The following is a 12,717-nucleotide window of genomic DNA, read 5'->3' as shown; positions in this document are numbered from 1 at the left end:
TCCGAAGCGGCGCGGCCGAACCTTCGAAAAGCGGGACCAAAGATCCATCGGGGTCGGTGGCGGTCAGCCTTTGAGCGGCGGCGGCAGATACTCCTGGTTCACGTGGCTCATGGCATGGAAGATGTTTCCCCGGACCTTTCTGTTCTGCCGGTAGAGGGATTGGAGCAGCTTCCGGATTTCGCTCCTTCGGCTGTTCTTCGCGGTGGGACAGGGGTTTTCGATCCGCGGAAGCCCCAGCCGCCGGGCAAGTCTTCCCGCCTTTTCCGAATCCACCAGGGCCAGCGGGCGGATGACGGTCAACCGGCCTCCGAAAAAGGGCTGGCGGGGAACCATGCCGGCCGTCTGAGCGCTGTAGCAGATGTTCATGAAAAAGGTTTCGATGAAATCGTCCTGATTGTGCCCCAACGCCAGAGTGGCGCATTTGAGTTCGCGGGCCGTTCTGAAAAGGGCCGCCCGCCTCAGCCGGGCGCAAAGAAAACAAGGGTTTTCCCGGTTTTCGGGCGAGTGGGCCCGGAGGCCGTAGTCTGTCCGCAGGATCCGATGATCGAAGCCTTCCTCCTGAAAGAAACGTTGCAATCGATCCGCGGGTTCCAGGTCGAAGCCCAGGTCCACGTGGATTGCAATCAGGTCGTAATGGATGGGAACGCGCCGAAGCCGTTCGCGAAGGAGCCGGAGCAGCAGCAGGCTGTCCTTTCCCCCGGAGACCGCCACGGCGATCCGGTCGCCGTCCTGGATGAGTCCGTAGCGGTGAACGGCCTTTCCCACCAGGCGCCGCACTTCCTGATCGATGTAGGCCATGAATCCTTTCAGGTGCCCCCCGCCGGCACCACGGAGCGAGCGGACCGTCCCGAAGCGGCTCGGAGGCTTGCCTCCGGCCGCGCGGCCTCCCGCTCCCGCCTTCGGAACCGGCCCCTTCCCGGACCACGCATCATCCCTCGTGATCGACCGTCTTTCCCTGAACGTTCAGGTATTCCACGGCGTTTCGGATTCCCAGGAGCGTCAGGTCTTCCATGTGGAAGAGTTCCCCGACCCGGGCGATGGTGGAACTTTCATAGCACCAGTTTTCCCTGGGTATGGGATTGAGCCAGACGCTCACGGGAAAGGCATCGCGGAGTTCCTTCAGCCATTCCCATCCCGGCTTCCGAACCGAGGTGCCGATGTCGAGCGATCCGTAGGATGCCATGAGTTCCGCCGGGGCCATGTTGGCATCGCCGATAACGACCAATCGCGTTTTCCGCTCCAAACCGGTGAGTTTTTCCCAAGGCACGGGAATCCGGCGCTGCACGTCCTGGTAGACCGTTCCGTAGATGCAATTGTGGAAATAAAAGAAACGCACTTCGCGGAAGGCATCCCGGATCTTGCTGAAGACCGTTTTCACCAGAGCCACATACGGCAGCATGGACGTTCCACCGTTATCGAGAAGCACCACCAGCTCCACCCGGTTTCGAAGTTCCTGGGTGAAGACCAGCTCGATTTCGCCCGCGTTCCTGGCCGTGCGATGAATGGTCTCATCCACGTCCAACTCGGTGAGCGGGCCCACCGGCCGGAGGCTCTTCAGGGAATCCAGAACCTGGCGGAGGTTTTGCGCCGAGAAGGAAGAACGGTCGCTGTAGTTGACGTACCGCCGAGCTCCGATCACCTTTTGAGCCGACCGGTGCCGGCTCTCCCCGTAAACCCGGATACCGCCCCCTACACGCCCGCTATGCCCATAGGGCGAACGGCCGCCGGTCCCCACCCAGCGGTTGCCGCCATGGTGTCGCCCTTCCTGCTTCAACACGGTCTCCCAGAACCGCCTGAGAAGTTCGTCCGTATCGAATTCCCGAAGCTCCTCCGGCGAAAGTCCCCCTGTGGCCAGCTGCTCCCGGAGCCACTCCCGGAAGGGCTTCTCGGAAAGCAGTTCGTCCCAGTCGATCCCGCGTCCTTCAAGCCCCAGGAAGTACTGGGCGAATACCTGTTCGAACAAGTCGTAGTGTTCCACCCGTTTGACGAAGATGAGGCGTGCCAGCAAAAACAGCCGCTCCAGGTCCGGAGCGATCCCCCGGCGAAGCGCACTATAGAATTCGAGCACATACCGGACGCTCACCGGCACCCCGGCGTCTCGAAGCTGATAAATAAAACCGATCATGAATCCCTTGTCCTGACAAGCGGCGCGCCCTCAAAAACGGAACGGCCTGGGAACGCCCTTGAACTTCAAGATGTCCTGCGTGCGCTTGAGAAGCGTCCCTAGGTGGGCCATGTCCTTTCCCGCGCCGGGCCCCCGCGCTCCGCTTTCCTTTAAGGCCCCGATCCAATCCAGGAGCTCCGCCGTGGCCGGCGGCTTTTCGAAGCCCTGCTCCCGGAGTCGGTAGAAAGCCGTGAGAGCCGCCTCAAGGAACGGTTCCGGGATGTCCGGGTGATGGAGCCGGACGATTTCCGTCATTTCCTCTGGCGTTGGAAACGGGATGTAATGGCAGAAGCAGCGCCGGAGAAAGGGATCCGACAGTTCGCGCTTTGCATTACTCGTGATGATGATGATGGGGCGCTGCCGCGCCGCCACCCGATGGTTGATTTCTCGAATGATGAAGGAACCGTCTTCCAGCACGTCCAGCAGGTTGTCCTGGGTGTCGGAATCGGTCTTGTCGATTTCATCCAGAAGGAGCACCCGCCGGTCATCGGCTGTAAAGGCCCGGCCGATGGGCCCGAAACGGATGTAATCCCAGATGTTGTTCACGTCCCGGCCCGTGTCGCCGCTGCCGAAGCGTGAATCGTTGAGCCGGAGCACCGTGTCGTAGACGTAGCAGAGTTCTTCGCCCTTGAACGTGGACTTGCAGCGCGCCTCTTCCATTTGAAGGTCCAGGGCACGGGCGATTTCGAAAGCGAGCTGGGTTTTCCCGGTTCCGGCTTCCCCGGTGAGGAGCAGCGGTTTTTCAAGGGCTATGGCGATATTGACGATCTCCCGCAGTTCCGGATTCAGGTGGTAGCGGTCGGTCCCTTCGAAGCGGAGTGGTCTCTTCACGTGTTCCCCCTTGTGGCTGGTTTTGAACCCATCATAGATCAACTTCCCTTCAGGAGGCAAGTTCCGCAGGGATCCGATCCGGCGGGCGGGGCTCCGTGAAGAGACAATTTGCGCTTTACGATGGAGTCTCGAGCTTATATAAAAAAAAGATAGCGTGCGTCCTCCAGAACGCGTCGGCGGACGGCGCCCTTTTCGGCGTGATCGACCGGGAAGGGGAGCGGCCGTTCGATGTGAGCGGCGCCAGGGACCAGCCATCGACGAACCCATCGAGGCGAAAAAGCGGGCGGGTTTCACGCATGAAGCGGTACACCCGATCTCCCTGGGCTTCTTTCCTGGTATTGACTGCTCTAGCGGGAATATTTCCCGGATTCCCGGCAAGCAGCGGGGCCGCACCGGAACTCCGAATCCCGAGGGTCACACTGGGAATCGCCCTGGAACCGCTGGGCGCTCTGGCCATAGTGGCCGCAAACATGACCCTGTTCGAAAAGAACGGACTTCCGGCTACTTTCCGGTACTATCCCAGCGGCAAGCTGGCACTGGAAGCGCTGTGCGCGGGAGAAGTGGACCTGGCCACGGTTTCGGAGACTCCGGTGGTCTTCCAGAGCTTTCATTGCCGAGATATCCGTATCGTTGCGACCCTGGGAACGTCGGACGATGAACCGCGGATCGTCGGCGCGTTCCCCCGCTCCTTCGGCAGATTGAAAGGCACGCTGCGTGACCATCAGCACCAAGCTCCACCTGAACACCTTCCTCTCCCTCGCCGTGGCGATCCTTCTCGCCTTCGTGATCGTCCACATGTCACGGACTACCCGGCTGGCCGCGGAACGCGCGCGGACCGCCGCCGAATTCGTCAAAGGCCTCTCGGAACTCCACCAGTTGACCTTCGACTACCTGCTCCACAGGGATCCCGCTTCCCTCACCCAGTGGCACCTCTGCCACGAATCGATCCGACAGCGGCTGGAGGGTTCCAAGGACCGCTGGCCTGACGAGCAGCGACCGCTCCTGGGGCGGATCGCTTCCGAACTGGCCGTCATGGACAATCTCTTCGACCAGATGACGACGGGAGTGGTAGAAGGCGGCTCAGGGACCGCCACGGGCCTTCCGTCCGGCGAATGGAAACGGCGCCTTTTCGGGCAGTTTTCCGTCCGTTCTCAGATCCTCATCAGCGATGCGCTGACCCTTGACCGGAACAGCCACTTGGAAATGGTAAACGCCGAACGGCAAGCCCTCGCCACCGTCATGGCCGTGCTCATGGTCGGCGCCCTGGCCACCGCCGCCATTTCCATGATCCTCCGGAAAAGCATCCTCCGGCCCTTGGCGGAACTCCATCAAGGCACCGAAGTCGTGGCCGGCGGCAACCTGGATTACGAAACGGGGCGCAAAGGGGAGGACGAAATCGGCCGGCTGGCCGAAGCCTTCGACCAGATGACGCGCCGGCTCCGGCAGGTTTACCACGACCTGGACCAGCGCATCCGGGATCGCACGCTCCAGCTGGAAGCCGCCAACCGGGAACTGGAGGCATTCGCCTACTCGGTTTCCCACGACCTTCGCGCCCCGTTGCGGCGCATCGACGGTTTCAGCCAGGCGATCATGGAAGACTGCGCGGACCGACTCGACGACGAAGGACGGAGATACCTTCACCGCGTGCGCGAAGGCACCCGCCACATGGGGGAACTCATCGACGCACTCCTCACGTTGTCCCGGGTCACCCGCAGCGAACTCAACCGGAGCCGGGTGGACCTGAGCGTCCTGGCTCAGGAAATCACCCGCGAGCTGCAGGACACCTGGCCGGAACGAACCGTTTCCACCATCATCGAACCGGAGATGTGGGCGGACGCGGACCCCCGTCTCCTCCGGATCGCTTTGGAAAATCTTTTTCGAAACGCCTGGAAATTCACCCGGAAAAACGAAAGCGCGAGGATCGAGTTCGCGACCCTGGAACAAGACGGCAAAACCGTGTACTTCGTGGCGGACGACGGAGCGGGCTTCGATATGCGATATGCAGAGAGGCTTTTCGGGGTGTTTCAGCGGCTCCATTCGACAGAGGAATTCGAAGGAACCGGCGTCGGCCTGGCGCTCGTGCAGCGGATCGTCCACCGACACGGGGGCGAGGTATGGGCCGAAGGGGCCGTCGATGGAGGGGCGTGCGTTTACTTCACGCTGGGTTGAAGCGGCCCGAGACACCGCCCCAGGAACCTGTTGTTTTGGCCGCCCGACTCGCGTAGAGGATTCTTGAGTTTCGATGGAGGGCGCATGCATCTCAAGACCATCCTGATCGTGGAAGACAACGCTGACGATGCGGAACTCACCATGCGGGCCATCCGAAAGAACGGGGTCTCTGGTGAAATCGTTCTGGCGCGGGACGGCGTCGAGGCGCTCGATTACCTGTTCGGTCAAGGGGATTACGCCGGAAGAGACCTGCAAAGGATGCCCGCCGTCATCCTCCTGGACCTCAAAATGCCACGGCTGGACGGTTTCGGTGTCCTGGAAGGTCTTCGCGCCGACAAACGCACCCGGCTTCTGCCCGTGGTGATCCTCAGCTCTTCCCGGGAAGACCGCGACCTGGTCCAGAGTTACGGGCTGGGAGCCAACAGCTACATCGTGAAACCGGTCGATTTCGGCCAATTCCTGGAAACCGTCGGGCACCTGGGCCTCTACTGGCTCACCCTGAACGAACCCGCCCCGGTCCTCCAAGTAGGATCATCGGAATGAGCCGATTGCTGCGCGTTCTCATCGTTGAAGACGACACAGACGATTGCGAACTCCTGCTTCGCGAACTCCGCTGCGGCGGATTCGACCCCGCGTGGAAGCGGGTGGAAACCGCCCGGGAGTTTCGGGAATCGCTGGAACACGAGTCCTGGGAGATCATCCTCTGCGATTACAAGCTTCCCCGCTTCAACGCCCATGAAGCCCTCCAAGTGTTGAAAGACACCGCGCGGGACATCCCCTGCATCGTGGTTTCCGGAACCATCGGTGAAGAAACCGCCGTATCCCTCATGAAGGAAGGGGCCAGGGACTTCATCGTCAAGGAACTCACGGACAGGCTCAACCCGGCCATCGAAAGAGAACTGAAGGAAGCCGAAGTGCGCCGGGAAAGGAACCGAGCCGCCCGGGCCCTTCGAGACAGCGAGGAACGCTACCGAGGGTTCTTTCACAACAACCATGCGGTCATGCTCATCATCGACCCGGAAACCGGCGCCATCGTCGACGCCAACCCCGCCGCCTGCCGCTATTACGGCTACGCCGTCTCCGAAATCCGCAGCCTCAACATCACCGGCATCAACCAACACCCGCGGCAGAAAGTCTTCGAGGAGATGCAAAAGGCCAAGGCAAAACAGCGCAGCCACTTCTTCTTCACGCACCGCCTGGCCGGGGGCGAAATCCGGCCCGTTGAGGTCTACAGCGGCCCTGTGCATATCAACGGGAAAGAGCTGGTCTATTCCATCGTCCATGACATCAGCGAACGCCGTGAGGCGGAAAAACAACTCGTGGAAAGCGAGGCGCGCTTCCGCAGACTTTCCCAGGAATTTCACGCGCTCCTCGACGCCATCCCCGACAACCTCATCCTGCTCTCGCCGCGGATGGAGGTGCTGTGGGCCAACCGGCGCGCGGCCCGCCTGGCGGGAAGGGACGCCGCCGACCTAATGGGGGAACACTGCTACACCCTGTGGTATCAGCGATCGGAACCGTGCGCCGTGTGCCCTGTAGCTCGAAGCTTCGAGAGCGGAGCCGCCGAACAGGACCAGATCCGCACCCAGGACGGGAGGCTCTGGGACGTGAGAACCACGCCCATCAAGGACGAGGAAGGCGCGGTGGTGAGCGTCGTGGAGCTGGCCCGCGACATCACCGATCAGGAAAACATGCAGATACAACTCCGCCAGTCCCGAAAGATGGAAGCTCTGGGGACCCTCGCCGGCGGGATCGCTCACGACTTCAACAACATTCTCGGAATCATCGTGGGCTACACCGAAATGGCCCGGTGGCAGACCACAAAAGGCGACGCCATCTGGAACAAACTGGAACAGGTCCTCATGGCGGCCGACCGGGCCAAGGATCTGGTCAAGCAGATCCTCGCCTTCAGCCGTCACAGCGAACAGAAGCGGCGACCCGTCGGAGCCGCCGAAGTGGCCCGGGAAGCCATGAAGCTGCTTCGATCGTCTCTGCCGGCCACCATCGAAATTCGAACCGCGTTCCGCACAGAGTCCATGATCCTGGCCGACCCCACCCAGATTCACCAGCTCTTCATGAACCTCTGCGCCAATTCCGCCTATGCCATGCAGGAAAACGGCGGCATCCTCGAAGTGACCCTTGAAGACGTGGAACTGGCCGAAAACAAAGTACCCCCCTTTTCCGGCATTCGTCCCGGCCGTCACGTGAAACTCACCTTCTCGGACACGGGGCCGGGGATCGACCCGGAGATCCTGGACCGTGTGTTCGACCCCTTCTTCACGACCAAGCCGCCCGGACAAGGCACCGGGCTGGGCCTGGCCGTGGTGCACGGCATCGTGAAGGGTCACGAAGGTGCGATCCAGCTGGAAAGCGTCCCTGGAAAAGGGACATGCTTCCACATCTTCTTTCCGGCGATCGAAGCGCCGGCGGAAATCGAACCGCCGGCGGGAGCCGTGTTTCCCGGAGGCAGCGAACGGATCCTCCTGGTCGATGACGAACCGGCGCTGGCACAGGCCATGAAACTCATGTTGGAACGGCTCGGCTACCGCGTCGTCTCCAAGACCAGCGGCCTCGAAGCCTTGGAAGCGTTCAAAAATCGAGCGGAAGAGGCGCACCGGGTGGACCTGGTGATCACGGACATGACCATGCCCCATGTCACGGGAACCGAGCTGGCCCGTCAAATCATGGCGCTCCGGCCCGGACTGCCGGTGATCCTTTGCACGGGCTTCAGCGAGAAGGTGTCGCCGCAGAAGGTGAAAGACATGGGAATCCGGGGCTTCCTCATGAAGCCCGTCACCATCCACGACCTGGCGGCCACCGTCCGCGAGGCGCTCGACGACGCCAAGACTGGAAGCGAAGGGCGTCCGCGCGAGATCCCAAGGCGAAAAAGCCCTTGACAGCCCCAGGCAATTGGGATAGGAAAAACGCCTCGTCGACAGGTTGCCATGCGCCCGTAGCTCAGCTGGATAGAGCGTCGGACTTCGAATCCGCAGGCCGCAGGTTCGAATCCTGCCGGGCGTACCAGATACAGCGGCACATTCCGGGCCGTTAGCTCAATTGGTAGAGCAGCTGACTCTTAATCAGGAGGTTCGGGGTTCGAGTCCCTGACGGCCCACCAAGAAAATCAAGGGGTTAGGTCGCAAGACCTAACCCCTTCTTTTCTTGGTAGCATAGAAAATAATGAACTTAATATTTGATGCCAAATTCTATTTCCCCTCCCCTTGTGGGAGGGGATTAAGGGGAGGGGAATGTAACTGATTGACATACGTTAATTTTCTCACCCTCACCCCAACCCTCTCCCATCAAGGGAGAGGGGGATTTTTTGACCTTCGTTAACCTTTTTGCTCAAGATCTCCCCTTTAGAACTCATATTTCGCTTGTTGTGCCGGCAAACTCTTGTGTTTTTCAACAATGGCTCAATGTAGGAGTTACTGAAAGCAAAACAAAGAAAAAGCACGGTGGAGGTGGACCCCAAAGGTTGGACAGCCTGATGGGTGCGGTAAGCCAGGAGACAGAAGAAGATATAGAAGTAAAAAGAGATCAGGCGGCCTCAGTGAAAGGATGAGATACACCATAGTAAACCTCATCCGGGGTTCTATTGTCAAGAGCAGAATGAGCTCTGTCGTGGTTGTAAAAGGCGTTCGAGGCGGCGAGGCCCTTGCGCAGGGCCGAGCCGCTGTCAAACGAGTGCAAGTGATGGTTGGATGCACACCGAAGCGGCTTGACAGCTGGGCGGCGGTTTCCTCGTTCTGAATGGCCGCCAAGGCTACTTGGGCTTTAAACTCGGCACTGTGCTTTTTTGCGCTTGCTTCCTATCGTCAGTTCCTCCATAAAGAATACGACTTTTAGCTTGGCACACTGTCCAGTTTTCGGGGGCCACCGCTGTTTTCTGCGGACAACATTCCTTCGTAGCCGCCTATTTTCATTTCTCGCTCCTCTCTTCAGGTGTGGGAAAGGAGGTTTTGCCGCGCTGCCAGCGAGCAGGACAATCAAAGCCAGAATAAGATCGGCCATTATGGCATTCAGTTCGGCCACAAACGCCGATTTTCCAGGTCTCCACCCTTCCATGCCGCAACAGAGATCAAGCGGCGGTGCTCAAATTTTTTGTTGCCTTCAACAGGCAACTTCCAACCGGTCTTATGGTGTTCATAAAGCTATGCGCATCATTGGCTGAAGATGAGATCTCATATTCCCTGTGCTGGGATTCTCACCGGCACAAAAAATGCTCGGAGCCTGCTCCCATCTAGGGGCATATGGGTAGACTTGTGTATTTGAGCTTTGAACTAAGCTGCAAACAGGAGGTGATGATGAGGGGGAGGGTTCTGTTAGCCCTGTTGGGCTGGGTTTTGATCGTGCAGGTTGCCGGGCTCTCAATGCGCGCGAGCTGGGCGGGAGTTAATGATACCTTCGGTGTCGGTGCGAAGGCAGGCGCTTTAGGCCAGGCGTTCACTGCCTATGCCGACGACTTCTCGGCTGCTCATTATAACCCGGCGGGACTGGTTCAGATGGAGGGGCTTAACGCCTCCGCGGGATTACACGTTATCAACATAGACTACGAGCAGACAGTCACACAGAAAGATTTTACTTTCGGCAATGACCCCGAGAGCGGAAAGAGCTCTGAAAACGAGGATGGTGTGTTATTTGCACCTCACGGGGGTATTTCCTACAGGCCGGCCGGCGCTAGATGGTCCATCGGCTATGCGGCTTATGCGCCTTTTGGGGTCCATGTATGGTTCGATGATGATGACTCCAACAACCGGTACGACGGTGCTGAGGTTTACAATGACAGGATTATCTATGCGGCGCCCACGGCTGCCTATCAAATATTCGACAATTTATCGCTGGGTGTCTCTTTGGGCATGGGATACTCGGATGAGGGCGGCAAGGTGAGACTGAGAATTCCCGGAATCGAAAGCCGACCGCCCGCTTCAATGCTGGGGCTGCCACAAGGGACTGGATATGCGCTCGAGCTGGCAACGCTGGATTTCGACCTCGATGACGAATTCTCCCTTTCAGCCAACGTAGGGCTCCTTTGGGAGATTAGGGATTGGATCACTCTCGGAATAACCTACCGGAGTGAATCCAAGTCCCACATGACAGGAACGAGTACGTTCGATTACACACCCACTGCCCGTGCGGCCATAAAGCAACTTACGGACATGGATGTGCCGGCGGAGGAGGAGTTCCACACCCACTGCGACTTCCGGCATCCGCAGTCGGTATCGGCAGGCCTGAAGGTGGATGTTACCAGCAAGTGGAGGATGATGTTCGATCTCGTCTGGACAGACTGGTCGGTGAGGAAAAAGGAAACATGGGCCTATGACGAGGACCCGATTTTTCTGCAGTTGACGGCTCTCCTAGGTTCGGGCGAACCTACCGATCGGATCATTACTGCACGGAAATGGAATGATACTTTCGAGCCTCATTTCGGCACCGAGTATCAGGCACTGGATTGGCTTGCCCTCCGCTTCGGCTATCATTACCGGCCAAGCTCCATAGACCAGGACCAGTGGGATAACAACTGGCCGATCATCGATTACCATGTGTTCAGCTTTGGCTCGGGAATCAAGTACCGTACATTCACCATCGACCTGGCATACAGTCTCGCCTGGGGCGATGACTGGAAGGTCGACCACGATGAGAGCGAAAATCTCACCCAAAACCAGGTCGTCTATTCGCCGTACTTCGGCGACGAAATCGATGCGGAGACCGATATTCACAACTTCATGATCACGGTGAGCTGCCGGTTTTGATCTCCTGTGCATCTATGGCGGTTGTGTGTTGGTATGGCCGCATGGGGAATGATTGTATTCCCTATGCATCCGATGGTAGGTTAATGACATAATGGAGGGGATTTGTAACCATGAAATGGAGTATCGGCAAAATCATGAGTAAGAGGGCGATGTTCAGCCCGGACAAACCTGCGCTTATTTTCGAAGACAAGCCTATAACCTATAAGCAGTTGAACGATGAAACCAATCGGGTCGCGCATTTGCTTCAATCACTTGGTTTAAAAAAAGGGGACCGCATATCGGTCAATCTTTTCAACTGTCCTGAATTCCTGGCCATTTATATGGCCGCCGCAAAGCTTGGACTTATCTTTGCCCCGCTCAACTTCCGGATGGTGGCCCCCGAGATCGAGTACCAACTAAAGAACTCCGGCGCGCGTCTGATCGTGTTTCACGATGTGTTCGCCAAGAATATCGAGCCCATACGCTCATCGACGCAAGTAGAGGAAGACAAATTCATCGTCGTGCGAAGCGGCGTCTTAGAGCGTGGTCATTGTGGCCCCTGGGCGCGGGACTATCATGAACTGGTTCAAGAACAGTCTTGCGATGAGCCCGTTGTGGCGGAAGCTGTAGAGCTGTCGGATCCTTTGGCCATCATCTACACTTCCGGAGTCACCGGTGCTCCCAAGGGAGCGGTTTTGTCCCACGAACAGACCTACTACAAGAACTTCCAAATCATACTGTATGCCGACCTGCAGGAAGATGACGTGTTTCTGTCGCAATTACCGCTGTTTCATTCAGGAGGTCTGTTCATTACCGCAACACCCGTCCTGTGCAGGGGAGGGACACTGGTCATGCGGGCCAATTTCCGGCCTGAGCAGTTTGCCGCGGATATCCAGCGCTATCGCGTTACGGTGCTTTTTGCCCTTACGACGATGTGGCGGTTCGTGCTCCAGACAAAAGCGCTGGATGGCGTCGACACGAGCAGTGTCCGGGTCGTCTTTGGCGGCGGAGAGCGTACGCCTGCGAGCCTCATAAAGGAGTTGGCGGAAAAGGGATTGTACATACAAACTGGTTTTGGTCAGACGGAAAATTCCGCCATGATGATGCTGCCGAAAGCGGATATCACGCGAAAAGCAGGGTCTATCGGCCTGCCCGGCTTCTTTACGGAGGTTTGGATCGAGGATTCGAGTGGCAGGAGACTTCCTCCCGGCGAGATAGGGGAGATTGTTGCGTCCGGTCCGACGGTGATGAGCGGTTACTGGAATAATCCTGAGAAGACAAGGGAAACGATTGTCAACGGTGTGCTTCACACGGGTGATCTTGGATATACGGACAAGGACGGGTATTTCTACATCGTGGACAGGGCTAAGGACATGTATCGGAGCGGGGGCGAAAACGTCTACCCGGCGGAGATAGAAAGAGTTCTGTGTGAACACCCTAAAATAGATAATGTTTCCATCATAGGTGTGCCTGATGATAAGTGGGGAGAGACAGGCAAGGCATTTATAGTCTGCAAGAAGGGGGAAACAATTACAAAGGACGAGATATATTCCTACCTGGACGGCAAGGTTGCCAGGTATAAGTTTCCGACGCATATTGTGCTGGTGGATTCATTGCCCATGACGTCCAGCGGAAAGATCAGGAAATCGGCTCTCAAGGAAGCGGAAGCGAAGATCTTCGATTAGACCGGCCTTTCTGACAAAGCGAGTGCTTGCCAGAGGGGAAAGCGCCGAAAGCTTTGAGTTGGGTGCGGGCGTGGTGGGTTTGCATAGCGATTTGCGGGTGAGGGGTTGGAGTGCTTGGTTAAATAAGAATTCTACA

9 protein-coding genes and 2 tRNA genes are annotated in these 12,717 nt (G+C 58.2%); 8 read left to right on the top strand and 3 right to left on the bottom strand.

Annotated features, from left to right (window positions below; genetic code table 11):
- Positions 1-63: 63 nt before the first annotated feature.
- The 3 genes from FDQ92_RS09175 to FDQ92_RS09165 form a co-directional block, all read right to left on the bottom strand.
- A complete protein-coding gene (locus tag FDQ92_RS09175; RefSeq protein ID WP_137424387.1) occupies positions 64-798 on the bottom strand; it encodes a PP-loop family protein in 735 nt (244 codons plus the stop codon).
- A 130-nt stretch (positions 799-928) separates the two neighbouring features.
- On the bottom strand, positions 929-2,125 hold the full coding sequence (locus tag FDQ92_RS09170; RefSeq protein WP_137424385.1) for a hypothetical protein: 1,197 nt from the start codon (positions 2,123-2,125) through the stop codon (positions 929-931).
- Positions 2,126-2,155: 30 nt separating this feature from the next.
- Positions 2,156-2,995, bottom strand: a complete 840-nt coding sequence (locus FDQ92_RS09165; RefSeq protein WP_170180270.1) for an AAA family ATPase — start codon at positions 2,993-2,995, stop codon at positions 2,156-2,158.
- Positions 2,996-3,709: 714 nt separating this feature from the next.
- Between FDQ92_RS09165 and FDQ92_RS09160 the strand changes: the two genes are divergently transcribed.
- From FDQ92_RS09160 to FDQ92_RS09120, 8 genes are all read left to right on the top strand, one after another.
- A complete protein-coding gene (locus FDQ92_RS09160) occupies positions 3,710-5,164 on the top strand; it encodes a sensor histidine kinase (RefSeq protein WP_137424383.1) in 1,455 nt (484 codons plus the stop codon).
- 84 nt (positions 5,165-5,248) lie between these two features.
- A complete protein-coding gene (locus FDQ92_RS09155) occupies positions 5,249-5,707 on the top strand; it encodes a response regulator (RefSeq protein ID WP_137424381.1) in 459 nt (152 codons plus the stop codon).
- A complete protein-coding gene (locus tag FDQ92_RS09150) occupies positions 5,704-8,061 on the top strand; it encodes a hybrid sensor histidine kinase/response regulator (RefSeq protein WP_137424379.1) in 2,358 nt (785 codons plus the stop codon). The genes FDQ92_RS09155 and FDQ92_RS09150 overlap by 4 nt, the downstream gene beginning before the upstream one ends.
- A gap of 50 nt (positions 8,062-8,111) precedes the next feature.
- Positions 8,112-8,188 (top strand) — tRNA-Arg (locus FDQ92_RS09145).
- 18 nt (positions 8,189-8,206) lie between these two features.
- A tRNA-Lys gene (locus tag FDQ92_RS09140) sits at positions 8,207-8,282 on the top strand.
- A gap of 204 nt (positions 8,283-8,486) precedes the next feature.
- The gene (locus tag FDQ92_RS09135) at positions 8,487-8,729 is read left to right on the top strand and encodes a hypothetical protein (protein ID WP_137424377.1); all 243 of its coding nucleotides are present in this window, start codon (positions 8,487-8,489) and stop codon (positions 8,727-8,729) included.
- A 688-nt stretch (positions 8,730-9,417) separates the two neighbouring features.
- On the top strand, positions 9,418-10,917 hold the full coding sequence (locus FDQ92_RS09125) for an OmpP1/FadL family transporter (RefSeq protein ID WP_137424373.1): 1,500 nt from the start codon (positions 9,418-9,420) through the stop codon (positions 10,915-10,917).
- 110 nt (positions 10,918-11,027) lie between these two features.
- A complete protein-coding gene (locus FDQ92_RS09120; protein WP_137424371.1) occupies positions 11,028-12,581 on the top strand; it encodes a class I adenylate-forming enzyme family protein in 1,554 nt (517 codons plus the stop codon).
- The last annotated feature ends 136 nt before the right edge of the window (positions 12,582-12,717 follow it).

Origin of the sequence: Desulfoglaeba alkanexedens ALDC (assembly GCF_005377625.1) — a bacterium.
Lineage (GTDB): Bacteria > Desulfobacterota > Syntrophobacteria > Syntrophobacterales > DSM-9756 > Desulfoglaeba > Desulfoglaeba alkanexedens.
The sequence above is the reverse complement of the archived record's forward strand: the minus strand, read 5'-3'. Positions and strand labels throughout refer to the sequence as shown.